This is a genomic window from Thermus thalpophilus, from assembly GCF_022760915.1.
Taxonomy (GTDB): Bacteria; Deinococcota; Deinococci; order Deinococcales; family Thermaceae; genus Thermus; species Thermus thalpophilus.
This window is the reverse complement of sequence record NZ_JAKTNS010000020.1, coordinates 1-22,977: the sequence shown is the minus strand read 5'-3', so window position 1 is coordinate 22,977 and position 22,977 is coordinate 1. Positions and strand designations below refer to the sequence as shown.

Genomic DNA, 22,977 nt, shown 5'->3' with positions numbered 1-22,977 from the left:
CTTTGGGCCCTCCACCAGGATGAGGACCTAAGCCTGACCTTTCCCCCCTCCCACGATCCCCCAAGGAGGATGGGCTTGAGGGGAGAGAGGTCCCTCGGCACCTCCCGCCCAAGGAGGGGAAGAAAGAGGCCTACCCTCAGAACCCGCCAGGGATTAGCGCCAGGAGGGTTCCTTCCCTCGGTTGACCCCCGCTGGCTCCCTGACGAGCTCCGAAGGCTTGACAGAAGACCTAAAGCTCGCTTCGCCTTACCGATGTCTCTTGCAATGCGCCTCTTCAGATACGGATTGTTCTCACCTCCCTTTCGTCTTTGTAGCTCTGTCTGCAACTCCTCGTAGAAGGCTTGGGTCTCGATTTGGAAAGCCTGATCCTCCAACAGGCGCTGGTAACCCTGGGGAAGCTTTTCGGTGAAACCTAAGGCTTTCCTCCCGATCACGTAAGCGGCGGCGGTGTCCTTGGAGAGGGAAAGCAGGGGGGCATACTTGAGCATCCCGATGGTGGAGGTGTCTTGGGGGTTCACCTCCAGCACCTGGACACCCTTTTTCCTCGCCAGGGTGTGGACCTTCCGGAGGAGGGAGGCGTAGGCGAAGCGGTGTTGCTTCCTCCGGAACCGCCTTCCCGAACCATCTCCTCTCCTGGACTTCCGGAGGTGTTTGAGCCTCTCGGTGGCGATGGCTACGCCCTGGGAGAGGGCGAAGTCCACCACCTGGTGGGCCACCCTCCAGAGGACGATTTCCTTGGCTCCACGGTTGGGGGCCCTGTCCACCTCGTCCAAGGGGATGGTGAAGTGATGCTTGAGTTCCCCATCAGGACTGACCAACGCTAAGGCCAGGTGGTGGGGGTGGGCGTTGGCGTCCAGGGCGAGGACTCCATTTTCCTGGGTGGCCACCACCAAGGGTAGCGCCTCGTGCCACGTGAAGTGGGCGTGGATTTCTCCGTTCCGGAGATTGAGCTCCACGTTGTAGGGCTCGGAAAGGTACACCCGCTCCACCAGGGCTTCCACCTGAGGGTGGGAAGAGAGGACGAAGGCTTTGATGTAAGTGCGGTGTCCTAGATTGATTCGGAGCCACAAGGCTCCGTTTTCCACCTCCAGCCGCAGGTTGAGGTTGCCCCCCTTGCTCCGGTCTCCCCTAGAGTAGAGCAAACCTTGGCGCTTCTCCCGCCATTCCCGCTTCAGTTGGAGGAGGCGCTTACCCGAGAGGTGCTTGCGTTTGAGTTGCTCAAAGAGGCCCCTTCCCCCGAAGACCACCTTGCGGGGGTCTACACCGCGCTCCCTGGCGGAGTCCAGGACTCCTTGCGCCTTGAGGATAACGTCGTCAACGTAGCGGGTGTTGAGGCGGAAGAGCTGGCAGAGGGGGCCGTCTTCCCGTTTGAGTTCCTTGCGACTGTACCCCTCCAAGAGTCTCTGGTAGGCGAACCTGGTGGCGGAGGAGAACCTCCGCATGAGGTCCAGGAGGGCTTTCCGGTCCTCCTGGGAGGAGAAACGGAGCTTGGCCTGGACGCCTCGGAAGCTAGCGGTCTTGTCCTTGGGCATCCTTCCGCCTCCTGGCGCGCGTCCGCACGGCGAAGCGGGAAACCTTATGCCTTTCCCAGGCGCGCGGAGTGTCGTGGTGAACGCCGTGGCGCTCCCTGACCTGATGGGCTGTAAGGAGAAGCGGGGGCATCTGAGGGCTATTGTAGCCCAAAGCTGTTATTGCTCAACTGTTTGCACCTCCTGGAGGGGATGCTCGCCGCCCACCTCCTCACCGCCCACCAAGCCCTAAAGTACGCCCGCTTCCGCCCCGGGGCGCGGGCCGTCTTCTTCGGGGCGTACCCCCCGTACGTCCAGGTGCCGGGCTTCGCCGCTTACGCCGCCGCCAAGGGGGCCCTGGAGGCCTACCTGGGGGCGGCGAGGCGGGAGCTTCGGCGGGAGGGGGTGCACCTGGTCCTGGTGCGGCTTCCCGCCGTGGCCACGGGGCTCTGGGCCCCCTTAGGGGGCCCGCCCAAGGGGGCGCTCGCCCCGGAGGAGGCGGCAAGGCGGGTCCTCTCGGGGGTCCTGGCGGAGCCCCCGCCCGAGACCCTGGAGGTCTGAGGTGAGCCCCTACCGCGCCCACTTCTACCCCATGCGCCTCGCCCTCCTCGCCGTGGGGGAGAACTTCATGCCCATGGCCTGGTGGACCCCCGTGTCCAAGACGCCCTTCCGCTTCCTCCTGGCGGTGGACCGGATGAACCACACCCTGAGCCTCCTCCGGGAGCTGGGGGAGGGGGCCCTCTGCTTCCTGCCTTGGGAGGAGCGGGGCTGGGTGGTGCGGGCGGGGTACCTCTCGGGAAGGAGGGTGCGCAAGGCGGAAAAGCTCGGGGTGGCCCTGCGGCCCGCCCGGGCCCTGGCCCACACCCTCGTCCCCGAAAAGGCGGTGGCGGTGTTTGAGCTCAAGGTGGCGGAGTGGCCCACGGACGGGGACCACGCCCTCTTCCTAGGGGATGTGGTCCACGCAGAAGGGAGCCCACAGGGCAAGCGCCGCCCCATCCTCTTCCTGGGCTTCCGGGACTTCGCCACCCTGGGAGAAACCTGGAGGTTCCGCAAATGAAGCGGGCTGTCGCCCTTCTCCTCTTCGCCCTTTCCCTGGCCCAGGCTCCCCACGCCGTGGAGGGGCTTGCCCGCTACCGCGGCTACTACCCCTTGGGCAGTTGGGAGGGGGTGAACCCCACCGCCCGGGGGGAGATCACCTGGGACGGGGAAAAGGCCTCGGGCAAGGTCTGCTTGGAACAGAAAGCCTGGGACTCGGGCAACGCCGAGCGGGACAAGAAGGCCCTGGAGATCCTGCGGGCGAAGGACCACCCCGAGGCCTGCCTCTACCCCAAGCGGGCCCGGTGGGAAGGGGCCCGCTTCGTGGTGGAGGGCGACCTCAGCTTCGCCGGCCTCACCCGCCCCGTGCGCATAGAGGGAGAACTCCGGGAAACTCCTTCGGGCTACCGCTTCCAGGGAAGGTTTTCCACGCGCTTTTCCACGTGGAACCTGGAAAGACCCCGCTTCCTCTTCCTGGAGGTGCGGGACGAGGTGGAGGTGCTTCTGGAAGCGGAGGTGAAGCGGTGATCCGCCTGGGCTACCCCTGCGAGAACCTGACGCTTAAGGCCAGCACCAACCACACCCTGCGCCTGGGCTCCTTGGGCGAGGAGCGGGTACGGGCCAAGGTAGGCCAGAACCTGGCCGACCTGGAGCGCATCCTCCGCTGGAACGCCACGCGCGGCTTCGGCCTTTTCCGCATCGGCCAGCACCTCATCCCCTTCGCCTCCCACCCCGCCTTCCCCTACGACTGGGAACGGGCCCACGGGGAGGACCTTAAGCGCCTAGGCTCCTTGGCCAAGGCCTTGGGCCAGCGCCTTTCCTTCCACCCGGGCCAGTACGTGAACCCAGGAAGCCCAGACCCCAAGGTGGTGGAGCGCTCCCTGGCCGAGCTCCGCTACTCCGCCCGGGCCCTTTCCCTCCTGGGTGCGGAGGACGGGGTCTTGGTCCTCCACCTGGGCGGCGTGTACGGGGAGCGGAAGCGGGCCCTGCGGCGTTTTATAGAGAACCTGCGGGGCGAGGGGGAGGCCCTCCGCTACCTGGCCCTGGAAAACGACGAGCGCCTTTGGAACGTGGAGGAGGTGCTGGAAGCGGCGGAGGCCCTAGGCGTGCCCGTGGTGGTGGACACCCTTCACCACGCCCTAAACCCGGGCCGGCTTTCCCTGGAAGAGGCCCTCCGGCTCGCCTTCGCCACCTGGCGCACCCGCCCCAAGGTGCACCTGGCGAGCCAGGACCCCAGCCGCCGCCCTGGGGCCCACGCCTTCCGGGTTTCCCTGGAAGACTGGGAGCGCCTCCTCGCCGCTCTCCCCGGGCCCGCCGACATCATGGTGGAGGCCAAGGGCAAGGAAAGGGGCCTACCCCACCACCTTCGCGCTCACCCAGTAGAAGCGAGCGCTTCAGGGCCCAAGCCCACCGCCTGAAGCGGCGAACCCGGGGCGATGGCTTACACACCCTTTTACTTACGGGCACGGTAGTTGCTTCCACTATTAGCCTTTTTGCGATGCAACTGGCCCGTTTATCACTTTTTTATAGTGAAGCGATGTCTGCAAGGGCACTGTTGCGCTAAACCTGTACTCAGATTATGCTTGCTGTCATCTGCTATAATGGCCTTGTCCGAGGGTCGGACAGGGGATCTTGAAAGCCAGTTTTGCCCTTGAGGAAGGCGAATATGCGCTTTCACCTTCTCATCGCCCCTTCCGCAAGTAAGTTTTCATCGGGCTAAACCCCCAAAAACGGCCTTTATACGGCTTATGCATATTCCAAACTTCATCTTTCTCACAAACCCCCCCTCCAAGACCAACGTCCAGGACGAGATTATGAGAGGGGTGCTGTTGCACGAGATGCTTCCCCGTAAGGGGATTGCTACGATGGGCCGGAGGGGCTCACCATCGGGCCCCGCCACGATGGTTGCACGAGATGCTTCCCCGTAAGGGGATTGCTACCCCGCCAAGACACGAGCATGCGGGAACCGGTCAACAAAGTTGCACGAGATGCTTCCCCGTAAGGGGATTGCTACCCGCACAGACTCCAGCTCCTCTACCGTCAGGAGGGTTACGGGTTGCACGAGATGCTTCCCCGTAAGGGGATTGCGACTCCGTAAATGGAAGACCGCGACCAGCCCGAATATCCTCCAAGTTGCACGAGATGCTTCCCCGTAAGGGGATTGCTACTCCCAAGTAGTGGTATTACGACAATTCTCACACTTATTTGGAAGTTGCACGAGATGCTTCCCCGTAAGGGGATTGCTACATAGCCTTGAATTGAGCCCCCCAAGGGGGCGTAGGATTAAACGTTGCACGAGATGCTTCCCCGTAAGGGGATTGCTACAAGTCCAGTCTTTACTGGCAACTGCCCGAGCATGTGGGAAGTTGCACGAGATGCTTCCCCGCAGGGGGATTGCTACCGAGGCCGATGTAGGCGGGAGCGGGCTCGTTGCCCAAGAGGGCAACGTAGTGGACCATGGCCTAGCGGGGAAGGGGGATGGCCTCGAGGTCGGGTTGTAGCCCCACCTCCCGCTGCAGGTCCTGCAGGAGCTTGCGGGCGAGCCCCGCCACCTGCTCCACCTGCCTTGCGGAGGGCACCTGGAGGCCGTGGACCAAAAGCGCCTGGTTCCTGGCCTTGAGCACCCCAGCAAGCCCTTGAAGGTCCCGGACATTCCAGGAGGCCAGGAGGGGGTCCCCCAGGACCCGCAAGAAGGCCAAAACCTCCAAAAGCCCGAGCTTCTCACGCACCCTCGGAACCTCCTCCCCGGGCAGGATGCGCCCAAGCTCACCCTGCAACGCCTCCCTTTCCTCCGGGGAGAGCTCGGGCGCCTCCGCAAGGCGGCCATACCGCCTAAGCCGCTCCTGCAGGAGGAGCTCCAAAGCCCGATAAGCGTAGAGCGCCGCCAGGGTGGTCTGGTCGCGGTCGGCCAGCCTGCCGCTCTGGTGCAGGAGTGTGGCCGCAACCCCCAGCACCCCCCGCCGGTTGCCCAGGTCCCCCGTGGTCAAGAGGTCCCGCGCCCCCTTGAGGAGGGAGGCCTGCCCCTCCAGGCGCTGGAAGTGGCGGTTCAGGGGGTGCTGGAGCCAGACGTTTTTCCTCAAGGCCTCCAGCAGGCTTTCCGCCTTTCTGGCCGCCTCCTTGAAATCCAGGGCTCGCCATGCCCGGTACATCTCGGCAAGGTTTTGGTAAAGGGTGTAGGCCTGGTTGCCCGTAGCCCCCACCAGGCGGTTGAAGTAGGAGGCGGCTCCAGCGAAGTCCTCCTTCCCGTAGAGCTCGGAGGCGAAAAGCCAGTCCACCTCTCCCCCAACCTCGTGGGGGTCGGGCAGGACGATGAGCTTTTCCGATCCCGCCCGGGGCCGTCGCAAGGCCACGTCGTAGTCCTCGTTGTCCACGTAGACCACCTTGACCTTGGGAAAGAAGCGGCGGAAGAAGAACCCCGCCGCCGCAAGCCCGGCGCTCATGGCCTTGGTGCCGCTGGTCACGTCCAGGGCCACGGGTTCCTCCGGGTAACGCTCCAAAAGCTTGCGCACCTCGCGGTAAATGGCGGTCACGTCGCTCTTGCCGATCTCAATGGGGTAGATCATTACCCCCGTGTCCTGCCGCAGGCGCTCGAGGAAGCGGCGGCTTTCCTCCGTGTGCAGCACGTAGACCTCCTGCGCCCCCGTCCCCAGGATGGCCAAGGCCGTGGCCTCGGGGCTCGTGCCCAGGGTGTGGAGGGAGGCGCGAAAGACCATCCTTTCGGGCGACACGGGGGGCGCGTGCCGCCAAAGCTCCAACAGGTGGGGCCAGACCATCTCCTGGTAAAGGGCCTGGGGGTTGCCGCCCGCCCCCACCGCCTCCTTGTACCTGGCCCACGCCTCCTGCAGTTGGTTCCACCGTTCCTGATCCTGGAGCATGGAAGTCTTATACCACAGCTTCCCTCCTCCGGTAGAATGAACCGGAACATGGCCGCAAGCCGCCCTTCCAAGAAGGACGTCCTGGCCCGGGCGCAGCACCTGGACGAGGCCAACGTGGCCCGGCTTGGGCTCATCTCCATCCAGGAGCGGATCCCCGAGGGCTACGCCTCCTGGGAGGAGGAGTTTGAGTTTTTGGGCAAGCCGGTGAAGCTGGCCTGCTACGCCAGCGAGAAGGTGGGGGGTGTGCCCCACGGGCTGGACAACGAGGTTTCCCTGGCCCTCATCGCCCTCTACTTCAACGCCGGAAGCCCGGAGGACGGGACCTTCACCGCTACCCCCTACCAGATCCTGAAACTCATGGGCCTGGACACCTCGGGCTACTACTACCAGGCGCTCAAGGAGAGCCTCATGCGCCTCACCACCGCCACCTACGTCCTCTCCGAGGCCTGGCGGGCGGACGGGCGCTGGCAGAGCGTCACCTTCCGCTACATTGAAAAGCTTGAGTACACCTCCAGCGCCGAGGGCAAGCTGGACCGGGCCAGCGTCTTGCGCATCACCCTGGCCAAGGAGATCGTGCGCTCCTTGAAGCAAAACTACGTCAAGCCCATTGACATAGAGTTCATGGCCAGCCTGCGCCGCCCCTTGAGCCGGGCGCTTTACCGCCTTCTGGACGCCCAGCGCTTCTCCCCTGAAAACCCCGCCCCCCTCACCCGCTTTGAGGTGAACCTCATGGAGTGGGCCGCCGCCTGCAAGATCGTCCACAAGCGGCCCGACAAGGTGCGGCGGACCCTCGAGCCCGCCCACGAGGAGCTCATGGAACGCCGCTACCTCCAGTCCGTGGAGTACATTGGCCGGGGCCAGAACCAGACCATTGTCTACGTCTTCGGGGAGGAGGCGGGGGGCGTGCCCGACATGGAGGCGGTGGAGCTCCTCATGGCCGAGGGCCTTTCCTTCACGAGCGCCTACTCCCTGGCCCGCCGCTACCCCCTGGCCCACATCAAAGACCGCCTGGAGCGCTACCGGAGCATCCTAGCCTCGGGCTACAAGCCCAAGAACAGGCTAGGCTTCCTGGTGGACGTGATTCGGGACGAAAGCGGCAAGTACGCCCGCGCCCTTCCCCCCACCAGCGCCCGCCGGGTCCAGGCCAAGGTGGAGGAGGAGGAGGCCCGCCGCATTGAGGAGGAGGCGGAAAGGGAGTGGCAGAACATGCCCAAGGAGGCCCAGGTGCGCCGGGCGGTGCAGGTGGCGCAGCTCCTCCTCCGCTCCCGGCTTTCCGTGGGCGACCTCGAGGACCTCACCCGGCTCATGGAGGAAGGGGTGTTGGAACCCAGGCGCCTGGTGGAGGAGCTTAAGGAGGCCGCGGCCCAGGGAGCTTTAGAAGAATGGGTCCAATCTTTCCGGCGCGGCCTGGAGGGCTAGGACTATCGGAAGACTTGGGGAGTTTGAACGGGGGCGGGGAGCAAAACCCCGCCCTTTCCCCTTCACGAAGGCAACATTTCCCCTCGGCCCGGGTATCGGAAGACTTGGGGAGTTGGCCCGCTCCAGTATCGGAAGACTTGGGGAGTTTTGGGAGCGAAGTATCGGAAGACTTGGGGAGTTGGTATCGGAAGACTTGGGGAATCGCTATCGGAAGACTTGGGGAGTTTTGGGAGCGAAGTATCGGAAGACTTGGGGAGTTGGTATCGGAAGACTTGGGGAATCGCTATCGGAAGACTTGGGGAGTTTTGGGAGCGAAGTATCGGAAGACTTGGGGAGTTGGTATCGGAAGACTTGGGGAGTTCTATCGGAAGACTTGGGGAGTTTCGCACCCCCACTTGCGTCCTGGACGGCACCCCGGCCGGGGCGGGGGGGCTCCTTGTTGTTGATCATCAATGTATTTGGGGTTATAGACTTTTAAGGTATCAACAACAGCAGCGCCAACATTGAAGATGGTCCAGACTAGAAGCCGATGGCCCTGGTCTTCGCGCGTCTGGTAAGAACTTCTCCAAAGACTTGGGTATCGGAAGACTCGGGGAGTCGGGAAGGTTCATAGTTGGCAGCCAGAAAGCCCGCGCGGCACTAAGCTTGGGTTCAGGTATGCGGCAAGCTCTTTCCTGGGTCGCCCTGGACCTAGAGGCCACCTCCCCCAAGCCCGAGGAGGCGGAGATCCTTTACCCCTTTTTTCTCGGGCAGCGTTTTTGCGGAGGGGACATAATGAACCCATGAAAGTGCTCATCCTCAGCGTGGGCACCACCCGCGCCCCCTTGGAGGAGTCGCTGGCGCAGCACGCCCCCGATGGGGTCATCTTCCTGGCCAGCCAGGAAAGCCACCCCGTGGCGGCGGAGCTGGTAAGGGAATACGGCGGCTCCTTCCGCCACTACACCCTCCTGTTGGAAGATGCGGAAAGCCTTTTGGAGGGCTACCAAACCGCCCTCAGGGCCCTGAAGAAGGCCCTGGAGTGGGAGGCCACGGCCATCGTGGCCGACCTCACCGGGGGCACCAAGCCCATGGCGGCGGGCCTTGTTCTGGCCCTCACGGGGCGGGGGGTGGTGTTCAGCTACGTGGGCGGGGAGCGGCGGGACCCGGATACGGGCCGGGTGGTAAGCGGGGCCGAGCGGCTCAGGCTTCTGGAAGACCCCACCGCCCGGCTGGGCCTGAAGGAGTGGACCGCCTTCACGCGAGCCTGGAACGCCCTGAACCTGGGCGTGGCCCTTTCCGAGCTGGACGGCCTCCTACAAAGGCCCCTCTCCCCTTCCGAGGAGCGCTTCTATCGGGCCATGAAGGGCGTGGTGGAAGGGCTGATGGAGTGGGACCGCTTCCGGCACGAAAGGGCCCTTGCGCTCGTCGCCCCCAGCCTCCCCGTGGCTTTGGCGGTGGCGGAAGCCTGGGGACACGGGGCCAAGGTGCGGGTGCTGAAGGGGTTGGAAGACCTTTTGCCCCACCTCCGGGCCATCGTGGAGGCGGCGGGCAAGCCCACCTTCGCCCTCCTGCAAGACCTTTTGGCCAACGCCGAGCGCCGGGCGGAGCTTGGCCGCTTTGACGACGCCCTTGCCCGGCTTTACCGGGCCTTGGAGTTGGCGGTGGAAGCGGATGTGCACGAGCGCCTGGGTTTTGTCCTGAAGGACCCCAGGACCTGGCCCGAGGGCTTCCCGGAGTCCCTGCGGGAGCGGGTGCTGAGGCCCCGGGGGCTTATGGAGCTTCTAGATGCGGCCTTTGACCTGGACCTGGCGTTTGCGCAGAAGAACACCCTGGCGCAAAAGCTCTATGGGGAGAAGAACCGCATCCAGGCCTTGCTGAGCCGTCGGCACGAGAGCATCTTGGCCCACGGGACGAGGCCTGTGGAGGAGGAGGACTACCGGCGGGTGCTGGACTTCCTTACCGCTTTGGACCCCAGGCTTTCCCCGCTCGCCCCTTGGCCCCGCTTCTGATGGTCCTTCACTTGACCCGGCAAGGATCCACCTTGCGCCTGCGACGGGGAAGGCTCGTGTTGGAGGAAGAAGGCGAGCGGGTGATGGACTTCCCGGCCCGCAAGGTGCGGCAGGTGGCGGTGTGGGGCAACGTTCGCCTTTCCACCCCCGCCTTGGTTTTCCTCCTGCGCCAAGGAGTACCCGTCTTCTTCTTCAGCTTGGAGGGCTTTCTGCACGGGGTGGCGGGGGCCTTTTCGGAGATGAACCCCGAGCATCTCTGGGCGCAGTTCGCCGCGAGCCCTCTTCCCTTGGCCCGGGCCTTCGTCCTGGGAAAGCTCCGTTCGGCCCTGGCTGTGCTGGAGCGTCACTCCCTGCCCGAGGCGAAGCAGGTGGCGGAAGCCTTGGAGCTCGCGGAGCGGGCGGGCACCTTGGAGGTCCTGAGGGGCGCGGAAGGCCAAGGAAGCCGCGCCTACTTCGCCGGGCTGGAGCGGCTCCTTGGCCCATATGGGCTCAGGGGCAGAACCCGCAGGCCCCCACAGGACCCTGTGAACGCCGCCCTCTCCTACGGCTACGCCGTGCTCCTTGGCCGGGTGCAGGTGGCGCTCCGCCTGGCGGGCCTCCACCCCGAAGTGGGCTACCTTCACGCCGAGGGGCGGCGCAACCCAGCCTTAGCCCTGGACCTCATGGAGGAGTTCCGGGTTCCCGTGGTGGACCAGGTCGTGCTCTCCGGCTTCCGCCGCGGAAAGCTTACCCCGAGCCACGGCGAGGTGCGGGATGGGGGCGTGTACCTGAACGAGGAGGGGCGGAGGGTCCTGATTACCCTTTTGGAGGAGCGCTTTTCGGAGATGGCGGCGCACCCCTTGGGGTTCCGCAAGCCCTATGACGAGCTTATTGAGCTCCAAGCCCACCGTCTCAAGGCGGCGATTTTGGGGAGGGAACCGTACACCCCATATTACTTGAAGAGACGATAGCGGCTTCATATATTCGCATTTTTACGGGGCGAAGGTCCACTTAACACTTTCTCATAGTGCAGTGAGCTCCGCAAGGTTCTTTCTGTCGCCAGTATGTACTGAGTGCATCGTTGCGCTCATCTGCTATAATGGCCTTGTCCGAAGCTCGGACGGGGGATCTTGAAAGCCAGTTTTGCCCTTGGGGAAGGCGAATATGCGCTTTCACTTTCTCATCGCCCCTTTCGCAAGTGGCTTGCGGACGAGCTAAACCCTCAAAAAAGGCCTTTATACGGCCTATGTATATTCCAAACTTCATCTTTCTCACAAACCCCCCCTCTAAGAGCGATGTCCAGGACGGGATTATGAGAGGGGTACAGTTGCACGAGATGCTTCCCCGTAAGGGGATTGCGACCTGGGCCGTACTCTCCATGCGCCCCAGTATCTGCTGGATGGAGTTGCACGAGATGCTTCCCCGTAAGGGGATTGCGACATGTCCCTCAAGAACTCGGCGAACCGCTCGTCAACCCTCTGGTTGCACGAGATGCTTCCCCGTAAGGGGATTGCGACGCGCGCTTCGGCGAGCGTGCCGCGGGGAAGGTCTACCCCGGGGCGTTGCACGAGATGCTTCCCCGTAAGGGGATTGCGACTAAACAAACTGCTTCAAGGCCCAGTCAATGGCCTTGTAGGTTGCACGAGATGCTTCCCCGTAAGGGGATTGCGACTTCAGGATTAGCTTTTCCTTACCAGTCCTAGTATTCCTGGGGGATTGATACGGTCTTCCTTGTCAAGCCACCTGGTCCAGCTGACTGGCGTGGTAGGCTTTGAGCCGTCCCATCATCCGCCGCAAAAGCTTGTGGGCCACGGCCAAAAGGGCCTGCTTCTTCCGCTTCCCCCGGGAAAGCAAGCGGTGGTAAAAAGCCCGCATCTCCGGGTCATGCCGCACCGCCACCAAAGCAGCCATGTACAGCTTCCTTCGCAAAAGGGGCGGCCCCTTCTTGGAAAGCCGGCTCCGCTCCACCGCCTTCCCCGACACCTCCCGCTCCGGGATGAGGCCGGCGTAGGAGGCCGCGGCCTTGGCCCGGCCCCAGAGGTGGGGCGGGAGGAAGGCCAGCACCGCCGCCGCCACCTGGGGCCCCACCCCAGGAAGGGCCATGAGGACCCGGGACTCAGGGATGGTTTCCAGGAGTCCCCGGATCCTTCCCTCCACCTCCTCAAGGAGCTCCCGCACCAAGGCCAGCTCCCTCTGGAGGAGGGCCATAACCCCTTCGCTCCCCGCCCACTCCGCCGCCTCCAGCGGGTTCAGGATGGCCCGCTCCCGGGCGGCCAGGTCCTCTTGGTACCCCACCAGGGCCTTGAGCTCCTGGAGGGCCTGGGGGGGAGGGGTGTAGGCTCGGAGTTCCTCCTGGTAAACCAGGGCATAGCGGGCCAGGAGGAAGGCGTCTTGGCGGTCGGTCTTGTTGCGCTCCCCCATGGCCTTGCGGAAGGCGGCGAGGTGGTAGGGGTTGACCAGGGCCACTGGGAAGCCCTTTTGCACCAGGAGGTGGAGGAGGGGGAGGTGGTAGACGCTGCTGGGCTCCAGGGCGACCCAGGCGGGGCGGTGGTGGGCGAGGGCGGAGAGGAGGGCTTGGCGGCCTTCCTCGGTGTTGGGGAAGCGGAGACGGGTGGGCTTGGCGGAGGGGGAAGCCAGGGCCAGGTCCAGGTGGGGCTTGCTGACATCAATGCCTGCGAAGACCATGCCTTGCCTCCTTTGGTAGAGTGAGGGAGGTGGCCACCCGACCCCGTGTGCCGTCCATGTGGATGCGGTCGTGGAAGACCGGGATACGGTGCGGCAGGGAGGCCGGGGCGGGTGGCCGCCGATCCATCCCGCGGGCGTGGTGGCCCGGCAACCAAAGCGGCGGCGCCTCCCTCACGTGGAGAAGATACATGCGACCCCTAAAATGTACCTATGCTCAAGCGCCTTTATGCGATTGCGTACGACATACCCGACGATAGCCGTCGGTTAAGTTGGCCAACCTCTTGAAAAGCTACGGGGAGCGGGTGCAGTTGTCGGTGTTTGAGTGCTATTTGGACGAAAGGATGCTGAAGGACCTTCTAGCGCGAGCGAAGAAGATTGTTGACCTTACCGAAGACAGCTTGCGCCTTTACCCGGTGGAAGGGGAGGTGCGCATTCTGGGCCTCGGCGCCCCCACCCGCCTCGAGGCCTTCGCCGTGGTGTAGCGCGGGGTCGGGGAGGGGCCGCCTTCGGTCTTCTGCCCTTATTTCCCCCGACGCTCGCCCCGACAAAAATAAGCGCCTCGAGCCAACCCCATAACCCCCCGCACGTTACCTTCCAGGCCATGTGCGGGGGTAGGGTTGGGCCGCATACCGGCGTGAGCTACGATTTAGTGAACTTTTCCCTTGTTACCCTTGCCGACCAGGACAAGGATGAGCTTCACCGCCCACTTCCTAAAGGAACCAAGCGCCCGATGGCCCACCCCAGGGGGTAGCCATCCTTCGGGCTCTGCGCTCCTGCGGTTTTGCGGGTCTTGGGCTCCTGCGCCTCCGGGTAGTCCTCGGGCAGGAGGAGGGCGAGGCGGAGGGTGAGCCTTCCCGAACCGAAGCCCACCCGGAGGGGGAAAGCCTCCTTGTCCTGCGCCAGGCGAGCCTCAAGCTCCCGGTAGACCTCGAGGGCCCGCGCAAGCCCCTCGTCCTCGGCGAAGGACCGCTCCCACTCGGCCACCTTGCCGTAGTACTCCCTAAGGGCCCGCACGAGCTCCTTTGGGGGCACCGGCCCCGCCACGCCCCCGTGCCGGGCGAGGCCCCCCTGGTAGCGGAAGAGGAAGCGGAAGCGGCTTCCCTTGCGGAAGGTTTCCGCCAGGATAACGGTCCGGTCCATGGCGCCTTTGGGGTGGAAGACCCCGATGCGGTTGAGGAAGCCTTCCCCCGGGCTCGAGTCCGTGAGGCGCACGGCGCGGAAGGGGTCTTGGTAGAGATTCAGATCGGGGCGGCCGTTCTTGGAGGCGAGGTAGCCCAAGACCGCGCCTTCAAAGGTTTGGTTGTGGGAGCGATCGGGCTTCTGGGGGGGCTGGATGAGGGCGTCTTTGTCCTTTGGCGTGGGCTTGCGCCACGCCCAGCCTCCCCCCCGCCACTCCACCACCTCCCCCCTCTGCACCAGGCGCCAGTAGAGCCAGGCGGTGCGGAGCGCCCCCTTCACGCTGGAGCCAGGGAGGTAGGGGCCCAAGGGGCTAGAGGGCAAGGGGCGGAACTCCAAGGCCGCTTCCTCCGTGGCCTGCAGTATGCTGTCCAAAAACGCCTTGCTGGCGGGAAGGGTGCGCAGGATGGCCTCCTTGGGCACCTGCCCCTCGGCGAAGAGGCTCCGCAACACCTCCTGGGCTCCCTTGGGGCCCTCCGCCACCCTGCGCAAGAAGGCCTCCCGGCGCCCGGGGGAAAGGGCAAGGAGGAGGGCGGAGGTGTCCAAAAAGTAGACCTGCCGCTTGGCGAAGTCGGGGATATAGGCGTAGGCGGGGTAGTTTTCCCCGGTGCCCACGTGGACCGGGGAGAGAAGCTCTAGCTCCAGGGCGTAGCTCTCCAGGAAGCTCATACCCGCACCCCCAAGGGGAACACCTGCAGCACCTCGTACACCCGCACCCCCTCCTCCGGGGGCTCGGAGGGAGTCACGTCCAGGAGGCGAAGGGCGCTTTCTTGGTAGATGCTTCCCTCCTTGGCCCGCAGGTGGGGCCGCTTGAAGGGCTTGGCCCCCACGTAGCCGCCGCCGAGCCGCCCCCAGTAGGGCTCCAGCTCGGAGTAGAGGGCCCCTTCCAGGGGCCCGGGGGCCAGGGTGGCGTAGGCGTTGGGGTTTTGCGCCTCGGGAAGCTCCAGCGCCTCCTCCCCCTCCACCCGGAAGCACCCCGCCCCCACGCTGGCTAGGCCCCCGTAGCCCATCTCCCCCACGAAGCGGAGCCCCTCCAGGAGGTCAAAGGGGGGCTCGCCTAGGGCGTAGACGGCAAAGCGCCCCTCAGGGACGAAGAGGTCTTGGGCGAAGAGGACGCCCGCCCGGGCGGTGCCGGAGAGGCGGTCTATCCCCACCCGCAGGCGGCGCAAGGGGCGGCCCATCCTTGGCTCGAGGCCCTCCACCTCCGGGGCTCCCAGGAGGGCCTCCTCTCCCCTTTCCGCCACCTTGCGGAAGGTGTCAAAGCTGAGGAAGGCCAGGGCCTTGAGCCTTTTGCGCAAGCCCGTCTCCTCCACCTGGAGCGGGGGGAGCTTGGGCCGGGGCAGGAAGCCCTCGGGGAAGGCGCTGGAGAGGCGGAAGCCCATGCCGGGAAGCCGCTCCAAAAGCGCCTCCAGGGCCTCCCGGCCGTGGGTGTAGCGGTACCACCAAAGGAGGTGCCCGAGGAGGGTGGAGGCCCGGGGCAGGCTCCGCACCGGCCCCCTGAAGCGGAGGTAGTAGGCCTTGACCCGCATGCTACCCCGCCAGGTTGACCTCGGCGATCTTGAGCCGCTCCGAGAGGGGTAGACCCTCCTGGGCCTCCAGGGGCTTCTCGGGATGCAGGAAGTAGACCTGGCCGTAGCCCCGGCTGATGTGGCCGCCCAGGCCGTCCAGCTCCAAGAGCTCCAGGGCGCGGAGGACGTAGCGGCGGAAGTTCTCCTCGTCCTGCTCGTCCAGAATGCGGTAGACCATTTCCACGTGAAACCGCGCCCCGGCGGGCACCCGCTCCGTGGTGCGGGGGTTGGCGTTGCCGCCCAGGCGGGGGATGAAGACCTCCTGCTTGATCTCCGTGAGGTAGCCGCCCCGGGCGATGGTGCGCTCCAGCTCCTCCTTGGAATCGGGGGTGAGGTAGGCGTCCCGCACCAGGAGTCGCGTGGGACCCCGCTTTCTGGCCGCCTCGAGGGAGGCGCCATCGTTTTCCGGGGCCAGGCCGAAGATGCGGGCCACGGGGTCCTCGGGGTCCGGGGAGGCGTAGACGTGCTTGTTGGTGGGCTGGATATAGTCCCCGCCAAGGCTCCACTCCAGGAGGTAGCGGAGCTTCCCCTTGAGGCTGGAGCCCGGGATGTAGGGCTCGTCCGTGAGCGGGTTGCGGATCACGGGGTTGTCCAGGTCGCCGATGGCCATCTGGTCGCGGCTCATGCCGATCCTGAGCCCGGTCTTGGCCAGGAGAATGGCTTGGATACGGAAGATCTTCCTGAGCTTCATCCCACGCCTCCTCACTTGCCTAAAGCGTAGAAATAGGCCAGCACCGCCTCCACGTACTTCATCATGGCCTCAAAGTCCTTGGGGCTTCTTTTGCCCGCGTCTAAGGCCTCGTTGAGGAAGGCCACGAACTTCCCGGCTCCCCGTAAGGGGCCTTGCGCGCGCGTGTTGTAGGCCAGTTTGGCCTTCAAAAGCTCCAGCTCCGGCACGAGCCGGGCGAAGGCCAGGTCCTCGTCCGCCTTGCGCTCCTTTTGGAAGCGGTTTTCCAGGGCGCGAAGCTCGGCGAAGTAGTTGCGGAACTGGCTGGACTTGACCTTGCCTTCCCGAACCAAGTCTTCCGCCACCTGGCGGGCCCGCTCAAAAAGAACGGGGTCCAAGAGTCCTTTCTCCTTATCGCGGTAAAACTCTAGGGTGGCCATTTAGCTCCTCCTTTCCTGGTATAGCGCCCACTGGACCCAGACGGGCAGGTGCAGCCAGGCCGGGTCCTGATGGTCTAGAAGCGTGAGGTACCTCTTCCAAGCCGCCTCGTCCCTCTCCCGCAGGCGCCTGAGGGCGTAGGCCAGGAGGGGCTTGTACCCCATGCGCGCCCCCTCGTCCTCCGCCGCCGCGAAGCGCCGCCACAGGGAGAGCCAACGGTAGACCTGGGCCTTGCTCACCCGGTCCGCCTCGAGGTCCCGCCTCAGGCCCTCCTGCCAGGGGCGAAGCCCCTTTAGCTCCCCCCACGGCACCGCCTGGCCGAAGAGGTAAAGCCTCCCCCGCCCCGCGCCCTTGGCCTTTTTCTCCGCCTCCTGCAGGGCCTGGGCCATCTGGGGCACCGGGGACTTGGGGGCGAAGAGGAGGAAGGCCCCGGAAAGGGTGAGGGCGGGATGCCGGGTGTACTGGCGGTAAAGCTCCGCTAGGTCCAGGGCGAAATCCAGGAGGGCGTCCCAGGGCCCCAGGAGGAAGAGGTCGTCCCCGCCCGAGTAGACGCTGTAGAGGAGGGGGTAGCGCGCTCCCTTACGGCGGGCCTCGAGGTCATCCCACCCCAGGCGCTTTTGGTAGCGGGAGGGGTTTCGCATGAGCTCCAAGACCTCCACGCTGAAAAACCACTCCAGGGCCCGGGATAGGGCGGCGATGCGGCTCGGGGTGGCCAGGTCCCGCTCCTCTCCCCTAAACCCCGTGGCGAAGGCCTCCCCCATGCGGTCGGCGTCCAGGAGGAGGCCCCCCAGGTAGGAAGCCCCCTGGGAGAGGTGGGCGAGCTCGGAGAAGGTGAGGGGCCGATCCAAGGCCAAGCCCTCCTCCGCCTCCCAAAGCCCCTCCTCCTGCGCCCACGCCAGGTACTCCTCCGGGGAAACCCCCTTGGCCTTGAGGGCTTGGGCCACCGTGGGCAGGTGGCCCAAAAGGGGCTTCACCTCAAAGGAGGCGCCGTCGGGGGCGAAGTCGGCCTGGGCCCGGTAGGTGTGGAAGGGCGCTTTGGGAAACCCCCCCTGCCCCAAGGCCACCCGGAAGGAGGGAAAGCGCAGGTAGGGCCTCGGGGCCTCCTCGGCGAAGAAGCCCACCCGGTCGCTCCTCGGCAGAAGCCCCCCCACCTCCCGCTCCAGCTCGCAGCCCAGGCAGAGGCTTCCGGGTTCGTCCTTCTGGGCGGGGCGCAGGCCGCAGGCGGCGCAGGGGCGGAGGGCCTCCCGCACGCCTTCCCCCGTGGCCTGGAGGAAGGGTAGGGGCCTCAGCTTGGCCAGGGCCAGGGCCTGGTGAGCCCGTTGCAGCACGTCGGGGAAGCGGCGGAAGTCCTCTCCCCTGAAGGCCACCCAGGCCAGGTGGGGCAGGAGGCTTGCCCCGTTCTCCAAGGCCCAGGAGCCCCAGGCGGCTTGGGCCTCCTTCAGGGCCTCCAGGGCGTTCTCGGTGTTGGGTAGCAGCAGGTAGAACTTTCCCCCCGCCCCCAGGATGCGGTTTAGGGGTGTGAGGCCCACCGCCCGCAGGATCCCCAAGGCCATGGCCTCGGAGGCCAGGCTCACCTCGAGGCTCCGCGCCCGGAGGCGCTTGGCGATCCCCCCCACCCCGGTTTCCGCCCCGGCGATGCGGTAGATGTGGCCTTGGATCCCGCCCATGTCCCCCACCACCAGGAGAAACTTCTCCCCGTCTTGCCGAAGGGCCTCCACGGAAGGCGCCTCCCCGTGATAGCGCCAGAGGGCGTGGGCGATGGCGGCGGTCAGGCGGAGGTGATCGTAGAGGGAAACATCGGGCTCGCTTTGCGTGTCGGCGGGGACCAGGGAGAGGGTTTCCTGGAAGGCCGAAAGGAGGCCCATGAGGAGGCCCTGCGGGTTTTGGGGGTGGAAGGCGGCGAGCCGCCCCTCCAGGCGCTCCAGGAGGCGGGCGTAAACTTCTTTGCGCACGTTGGGCTGGGTCTCCGGGTAGGGCGCCCCCGGCACCAGGCCCTCCCCCAGGGCGTGCACCGGGCTCAGGCCCACCCCACCCTCCCCTTCCCGCCCCTGAAGGCGGAGCCGGGCGAAGATGGGCTGGAGGGGCACCTCCGGGGGGCTTCCTCCCCCCTCCCCTTCCCGCTCCTGGGAGGCGTGGGTGTCCGCCAGGGCCACGCACCAGGCCTCGGGGGTGTCGGGCTGGTACTGGGGGCGGTTGTGCCAGCCCTCGTGGTGGCGGCTTGCGGTGCGGGCCAGCCACTCGGGGTCCAGGCCGGCTCGTTGGAAGAGGGGCGCCTGGGACAGGATGAAGCGGGCGGTGTAGGCGGTGTGGGTGCGGTCGGGCATCTCCTCGTCCCGCTCGTTCCAGCGGGCGCGGGAGAGGAGTTTGCCCACATCGTGGAGAAGGGCCGCCAGGGCCACGGAAAGCCCGTCTGTGATGCGCACAGATTACCCCTTCTTCGGCCTTGGCCGCGTGAAGGATGCACAGGCGGGTAAAATCCCCCCGTGGTGCTGGCCTCCGTGGTCTTGGTGTTGCGAGGGGAGGGCCCGCCCGAGCCCGTGGGGCTTCGGGGATTCTTCTACGGCCTCGTGCGGGAGGTGGCCCCCGAGGTCCACGAGCAGGGGGAAAACCCCTTCGCCCTGGGTTTCGGCGGCAAGGAGGGGGCGTACTGGGCCAGGGTGAGCTTCCTCAAGGAGGAGCTCTACGCCAGGCTTTCCCCCAGGCTCTTCGCCCTGGAGGGGGAAGCGGTGCGGTTGGGCAAACCCTTTCACGTGCGGGCGGTGCTTCAGGAGGGCCACCCCTGGGCGGGGGTCACCACTTACCCCCGCCTCTTCCAAAACCCCTTGGGGCCCGACCTTCCCCTGCGCTTCCACAGCCCCACCTTCTTCCGCCGCAAGGGGGTGCACTACCCCATGCCCGAGCCCAAACTGGTCGTGGAGAGCCTTCTTCGGCGCCTCGAGGCCTTCGGGCCTCTCCAGGCACCGGATGGGGTGCGGGAAGCCCTTTTGGAGCGGACCACGGTGCGCTGGCTGGAGGGGCGCACCCTGAAGGCGGAAACGGAGGTGGACGCCGTGGGCTTCGTGGGCCGGGTGGTCTACCACCTGCCCAAGGCAAAGGAGGAGGAGCTGGTCTGGCTTTGGGCCCTGGGGCGCTTCGCCTTCTTCGCCGGGGTGGGGGCCAAGACCGCCTTGGGCTACGGGCGGGCCAAGGTGTTCGCCCTGCGGGAGGGGGATGGGTAGGCTCCTTCTGGCCCCGGCCCTCCTGGGGCTGGCCTGGTCTTGGGTGCGGCCCAAGCCCCGCCCCCGGTGCAGGGGGCCTTGGGGCCGGAGGCTCCCCGGGCCCTCGCAAAGGGCCCTTACCGGCTTGGGCCCCTGGCCCGTCTCCTCAGCAAGGGCCGCTACCCCTACGACCGGGGGGCCGCCATCGCCCCCTGGGGCTTCGCCTTGGGCTGGGGGCGGGTGTTGGTCGCCGCGGCGGGAGCCTGCGCCATAGTCTGGGCGGCCCGCTTCGCCGTCCGGTAGGTACGGGAGCCGACACGGAGCTCTTGCGCCAGGGCGCACTTCCTTGGTAGGCTTCCGCCATGAAAAGGGAGCGGCTGGTGCCCCTCACGGAGTGGGCCCGCATGCAGGGGATCTCGGAAAGCTTGGCCCGAAAGTGGATCCGGGAGGGCCGGGTGGAGGCGGTGCGCCTCGGCCACTACTGGTACATCCCCGAGGAGATTGACGGCCCCGAGCGGGGCAGGCAGGTCTACACCCTCTTCACCCACGCCGGGGGGGCGGGGAAGACCTCCTTGGCCCGGGACTTGGGGTTTGAGCTGGCCTCGAGGGGCTACCGGGTCCTCTTGGTGGACGCCGACCCCCAGGCCAACCTCACCGCCTGGCTCGGCGTGGACCCGAGCACCGTGGAGGACGGGGAAACCCTCCTGAGGGTCATCCGGCAAGACGTTCTGCCCCGGCCCCGGGAGGTGGGGCGGAACCTCCACCTGGTGCCCGCCTCCGTGGACCTGGCGGTGGGGGAGCTGGAGCTAGACCGCAAGCCCTTGGGGGCCTTGGCCCTGCGCACCGCCTTGGAGAAGCTCACGGGCTATGACCTGGTCTTCGTGGACTCCCTGCCCTCCCTGGGCTCCTTGGCGGTGATGGCCGCCTTGGCCGGGGACGGGCTCATCGTGCCCGTGGAAACGGGCGCCAAGGGGGTGCAGGCCCTGAAGGCGGTGATCGGGGTGGCCAAGGAGTACCGGGAGGCCTTGCGTAAGGTGGACCCCGAGCGGGTGGCCGGGAGGCCGCACATCATCCGGGCCTTCGTCCCCACCAAGTACGACGCCCGCACCGCCGGGGACAACCGGGTGTTGGACACCATCAAGGAGCTTGAGGAGATCGCCCCCGTGGCCCCCCGCATCGCCTACCGCCCGGGGCCGCACCGCCGGGCCACGGAGGAGCAGGTGCCCATCCAGCTCACGGGGGACAGGGAGGCGGCGGAGGAGATCGCCAAACTGGCCGACTTCCTGCTCAAAGAGGTCTTCCGCTACGAGGAGGTGGTGGCGTGAGCGCCATCCGCGCTTACCTAAAGGGACTGGTGGAGGAGGCGAAGCGCCCGGCTTCCTCCACGGCGCTTTTAGGCGAGCTCGTTCCCCGCCCCCAGCCCCGCCGTCGCTTTGAGGAGGCATCCCTGAGGGCCCTGGCGGAGTCCATCCGGGCCCACGGGGTCCTGGAGCCCCTCCTGGTGCGCCCAAGGGGGGACGGGAAGTACGAGATCGTCGCCGGGGAAAGGCGCTACCGGGCGGCCCAGCTGGCGGGCCTCGCGGAGGTCCCGGTGGTGGTCCTGGAGGTGGACGAGCGGGCGGCCCAGGCCATCGCCCTCATGGAGAACCTGCAGCGGGAGGACCTGAACCCCTACGAGGAAACGGTGGGGGTCCTGGACCTCCTCGCCCTGGAGCTCGGGAAGGGCAGGGAAGAGGTGGCGAGCCTCCTCCACCGGATGCGGAACGAGAAGGGGGGTAAGGCTACCCAAAACGTTTTGGGTAGCCCCGAGGCCCAGAAGGTGGAGGAGGTCTTCCGCCTCCTCGGGCGTATGTCCTGGGAGTCCTTCGTGCAGGCTCGCCTCCCCCTCCTCACCCTCCCCGAGGACCTGAAGGAGGCCCTGGAAGGGGGCGCCATCCCCTACACCGCCGCCCTGGAGCTCAAGAAGGTGAAGGAGGAGGCCGCCCGGAAGGCCCTCTTGGAGGAAGCCCAGGCGGGGCTTTCCCTGAGGGAGCTCAAGGCCAGGGTGCGGGAGCTTCTCAAGCGGGAAGCGGTCCCCAAGCCCTGGCACCACGAGGTGGCGGAGAGGCTCAAGCGTCTGGACCTCGAGGCCCTCCCCCGCCATAAGCGCCGCCAGGTGGAGGAGAAGCTAAGGGAACTCTGGGCGCTCTTGGGCGAATAGGGCTCTGGGCAAGGGCTTCCTTCCAGGCTGGGGTGGGCGGATGGGACCCGTACCCAACGGCTCAGAAGGGATTCTGCCCTCCATGCCTGTCCTGACTGGGCCCCGGCGGCCGCGCCGTTCTGGAGACGGGGAAAGGGGTGCGTGATGGCCCTTTGGCTGGTGCGCGCTGGGAAAAGAGGAGAATATGAGGATCTCGTTCTGAAAGAGGGCGTGGCGGTCGTGGGCTGGGAAAGGTTGGGAGATCTTTCGGGCGTCCCGAGCCGCGAAGCCCTTTTGGCCGAGCTGGAAGAGGCTTACCCCGATAAGGGGAAGAACACCCTCCTTAACTGGCTGGGCCAGATCTGGCCTTTCTTGCGGGAGATGCAGCCGGGAGACTTGGTGGCGTTGCCCCTTAAGCAACGACCCCTGGTGGTGCTGGGCCGCGTGAAGGGCCCGTACCAGTATCGGCGGGAGCTTCCCCCGCCTTGTCGCCACACGCGGCCCGTGGAGTGGATCAAGGAAATCCCCCGCACCCGCATAGACCAGGACCTCCTCTATTCCTTGGGTGCCTTCATGACGGTTTGCCGGATTCAACGCAACAACGCCGAGGAGCGTTTCCGGACCTATCTGGAAGGACAGCCTTCCCTGCCGAGCGCATCTCCCCTTGAGATCCCAGAGGGGGGTGGAGAGGCAATGGACCTCGAGGCGGTGGCCCTGGACCAAATCCGGAGCTTCCTCTCCAGGCGTTTTAAAGGGCATCGCCTCACGGAGCTCGTGGCCGCGGTGCTTTCCGTTCAGGGGTACAAGGTATGGATTTCGCCCGAGGGGCCGGATGGAGGGGTGGACATCCTGGCGGGCTCCGGGGAGCTGGGGTTTGACCGGCCCCGGATTGCGGTACAGGTCAAGTCCACGGATAGCCCTGTGGACATCAAAACGGTGCGGGAGCTCCAAGGGGCTATGAAGAACTACCAGGCCGACCACGGCCTTTTCGTCTCGTGGGGAGGGTTCAAGCAGTCGGTGGACAAGGAGAAGGCCCGACTTTTCTTTGAGATCCGCCTTTGGAACTCGGACGATCTCTTACGGGAGATCCTCCGCTTTTACGAGAAGCTTCCCGAGGACCTACAAGCCGAGCTGCCCCTCAAACGCATCTGGGTCTTGGTCTCGCCGCCCGAGGGGGAGCCCTGAACCCGACATTCCGCACCCCTCTCCCTTGGCCTTAGGATTTTGGGATGGAAACCACACCCAACCTACAGGTGTACGACC

20 protein-coding genes, 1 pseudogene and 2 CRISPR repeat arrays are annotated in these 22,977 nt (G+C 66.0%); of the genes and pseudogenes, 13 read left to right on the top strand and 8 right to left on the bottom strand.

The features are described 5' to 3' along the window. Position 1: 1 nt before the first annotated feature. Positions 2 to 1,532 (bottom strand): annotated as a pseudogene (locus L0D17_RS08060) (IS200/IS605 family accessory protein TnpB-related protein); the annotation flags it as partial. Positions 1,533 to 1,721: 189 nt separating this feature from the next. Here L0D17_RS08060 and L0D17_RS08055 point away from each other — a divergent pair. Genes L0D17_RS08055 through uvsE form a run of 4 tightly spaced genes read left to right on the top strand, consistent with a single transcriptional unit; the run spans position 1,722 to position 3,961 of the window. Next, positions 1,722 to 2,069, top strand: coding sequence for an SDR family NAD(P)-dependent oxidoreductase (locus L0D17_RS08055; RefSeq protein WP_243094728.1), 348 nt, complete (start codon positions 1,722 to 1,724; stop codon positions 2,067 to 2,069). Between the two features lie 31 nt (positions 2,070 to 2,100). Next, the gene (locus L0D17_RS08050) at positions 2,101 to 2,565 is read left to right on the top strand and encodes a flavin reductase family protein (protein ID WP_279231663.1); all 465 of its coding nucleotides are present in this window, start codon (positions 2,101 to 2,103) and stop codon (positions 2,563 to 2,565) included. Then, the gene (locus tag L0D17_RS08045; protein WP_243094726.1) at positions 2,562 to 3,071 is read left to right on the top strand and encodes a YceI family protein; all 510 of its coding nucleotides are present in this window, start codon (positions 2,562 to 2,564) and stop codon (positions 3,069 to 3,071) included. Before L0D17_RS08050 ends, L0D17_RS08045 begins: the two co-directional genes overlap by 4 nt. Continuing rightward, positions 3,068 to 3,961, top strand: coding sequence for a UV DNA damage repair endonuclease UvsE (gene uvsE / locus L0D17_RS08040; RefSeq protein ID WP_243094725.1), 894 nt, complete (start codon positions 3,068 to 3,070; stop codon positions 3,959 to 3,961). The genes L0D17_RS08045 and uvsE overlap by 4 nt, the downstream gene beginning before the upstream one ends. A 410-nt stretch (positions 3,962 to 4,371) precedes the next feature. After that, positions 4,372 to 4,941: a CRISPR direct-repeat array (repeat unit 33 nt; unit sequence GTTGCACGAGATGCTTCCCCGTAAGGGGATTGC). 64 nt (positions 4,942 to 5,005) lie between these two features. On the opposite strand, the gene L0D17_RS08035 is transcribed toward uvsE, so the two are convergent. Beyond that, positions 5,006 to 6,418, bottom strand: a complete 1,413-nt coding sequence (locus L0D17_RS08035; protein ID WP_039460484.1) for a TIGR02710 family CRISPR-associated CARF protein — start codon at positions 6,416 to 6,418, stop codon at positions 5,006 to 5,008. 48 nt (positions 6,419 to 6,466) lie between these two features. Between L0D17_RS08035 and L0D17_RS08030 the strand changes: the two genes are divergently transcribed. From L0D17_RS08030 to cas1, 3 genes are all read left to right on the top strand, one after another. Continuing rightward, entirely contained in the window at positions 6,467 to 7,837 is a 1,371-nt protein-coding gene (locus L0D17_RS08030; protein ID WP_243094724.1) for a replication initiator protein A, read from the top strand. Between the two features lie 782 nt (positions 7,838 to 8,619). Beyond that, complete coding sequence (locus L0D17_RS08025; RefSeq protein ID WP_243094723.1) at positions 8,620 to 9,825, top strand: TIGR02710 family CRISPR-associated CARF protein; 1,206 nt, start codon at positions 8,620 to 8,622, stop codon at positions 9,823 to 9,825. After that, on the top strand, positions 9,825 to 10,775 hold the full coding sequence (gene cas1 / locus L0D17_RS08020; RefSeq protein WP_243094722.1) for a CRISPR-associated endonuclease Cas1: 951 nt from the start codon (positions 9,825 to 9,827) through the stop codon (positions 10,773 to 10,775). The genes L0D17_RS08025 and cas1 overlap by 1 nt, the downstream gene beginning before the upstream one ends. A 355-nt stretch (positions 10,776 to 11,130) precedes the next feature. Further along, positions 11,131 to 11,476: a CRISPR direct-repeat array (repeat unit 36 nt; unit sequence GTTGCACGAGATGCTTCCCCGTAAGGGGATTGCGAC). Positions 11,477 to 11,538: 62 nt separating this feature from the next. On the opposite strand, the gene L0D17_RS08015 is transcribed toward cas1, so the two are convergent. Continuing rightward, complete coding sequence (locus tag L0D17_RS08015) at positions 11,539 to 12,489, bottom strand: IS110 family transposase (RefSeq protein ID WP_243094721.1); 951 nt, start codon at positions 12,487 to 12,489, stop codon at positions 11,539 to 11,541. Between the two features lie 269 nt (positions 12,490 to 12,758). On the opposite strand from L0D17_RS08015, the gene cas2 reads away from it, so the two are divergent. Next, positions 12,759 to 12,971, top strand: coding sequence for a CRISPR-associated endonuclease Cas2 (gene cas2, locus L0D17_RS08010; protein ID WP_341474684.1), 213 nt, complete (start codon positions 12,759 to 12,761; stop codon positions 12,969 to 12,971). 214 nt (positions 12,972 to 13,185) lie between these two features. On the opposite strand, the gene csm5 is transcribed toward cas2, so the two are convergent. Genes csm5 through cas10 form a run of 5 tightly spaced genes read right to left on the bottom strand, consistent with a single transcriptional unit; the run spans position 13,186 to position 18,755 of the window. Continuing rightward, complete coding sequence (gene csm5 / locus L0D17_RS08005) at positions 13,186 to 14,334, bottom strand: type III-A CRISPR-associated RAMP protein Csm5 (RefSeq protein ID WP_243094720.1); 1,149 nt, start codon at positions 14,332 to 14,334, stop codon at positions 13,186 to 13,188. Then, positions 14,331 to 15,194 carry a type III-A CRISPR-associated RAMP protein Csm4 gene (gene csm4 / locus L0D17_RS08000; RefSeq protein WP_243094719.1) on the bottom strand — a complete coding sequence of 288 codons (864 nt, stop codon included), beginning with the start codon at positions 15,192 to 15,194 and terminating at the stop codon, positions 14,331 to 14,333. Before csm4 ends, csm5 begins: the two co-directional genes overlap by 4 nt. A gap of 1 nt (position 15,195) precedes the next feature. After that, positions 15,196 to 15,924 carry a type III-A CRISPR-associated RAMP protein Csm3 gene (csm3, locus tag L0D17_RS07995; protein WP_243094718.1) on the bottom strand — a complete coding sequence of 243 codons (729 nt, stop codon included), beginning with the start codon at positions 15,922 to 15,924 and terminating at the stop codon, positions 15,196 to 15,198. Positions 15,925 to 15,935: 11 nt separating this feature from the next. Further along, positions 15,936 to 16,340 carry a type III-A CRISPR-associated protein Csm2 gene (gene csm2 / locus L0D17_RS07990; RefSeq protein WP_039460499.1) on the bottom strand — a complete coding sequence of 135 codons (405 nt, stop codon included), beginning with the start codon at positions 16,338 to 16,340 and terminating at the stop codon, positions 15,936 to 15,938. Beyond that, positions 16,341 to 18,755 carry a type III-A CRISPR-associated protein Cas10/Csm1 gene (gene cas10, locus L0D17_RS07985; RefSeq protein ID WP_243094748.1) on the bottom strand — a complete coding sequence of 805 codons (2,415 nt, stop codon included), beginning with the start codon at positions 18,753 to 18,755 and terminating at the stop codon, positions 16,341 to 16,343. A 66-nt stretch (positions 18,756 to 18,821) separates the two neighbouring features. On the opposite strand from cas10, the gene cas6 reads away from it, so the two are divergent. The 5 genes from cas6 (at position 18,822) to L0D17_RS07960 (ending at position 22,899) form a co-directional block, all read left to right on the top strand. Continuing rightward, on the top strand, positions 18,822 to 19,556 hold the full coding sequence (gene cas6 / locus L0D17_RS07980) for a CRISPR-associated endoribonuclease Cas6 (protein ID WP_243094717.1): 735 nt from the start codon (positions 18,822 to 18,824) through the stop codon (positions 19,554 to 19,556). 39 nt (positions 19,557 to 19,595) lie between these two features. Continuing rightward, complete coding sequence (locus tag L0D17_RS07975) at positions 19,596 to 19,838, top strand: hypothetical protein (protein ID WP_243094716.1); 243 nt, start codon at positions 19,596 to 19,598, stop codon at positions 19,836 to 19,838. Positions 19,839 to 19,897: 59 nt separating this feature from the next. Next, positions 19,898 to 20,860 (top strand): ParA family protein, encoded by a 963-nt coding sequence (locus L0D17_RS07970; RefSeq protein ID WP_243094715.1) that lies wholly within the window; start codon positions 19,898 to 19,900, stop codon positions 20,858 to 20,860. Next, on the top strand, positions 20,857 to 21,735 hold the full coding sequence (locus L0D17_RS07965; RefSeq protein ID WP_243094714.1) for a ParB/RepB/Spo0J family partition protein: 879 nt from the start codon (positions 20,857 to 20,859) through the stop codon (positions 21,733 to 21,735). The genes L0D17_RS07970 and L0D17_RS07965 overlap by 4 nt, the downstream gene beginning before the upstream one ends. A gap of 210 nt (positions 21,736 to 21,945) precedes the next feature. Further along, positions 21,946 to 22,899, top strand: coding sequence for a restriction endonuclease (locus L0D17_RS07960; protein ID WP_243094713.1), 954 nt, complete (start codon positions 21,946 to 21,948; stop codon positions 22,897 to 22,899). Positions 22,900 to 22,977 lie beyond the last annotated feature (78 nt).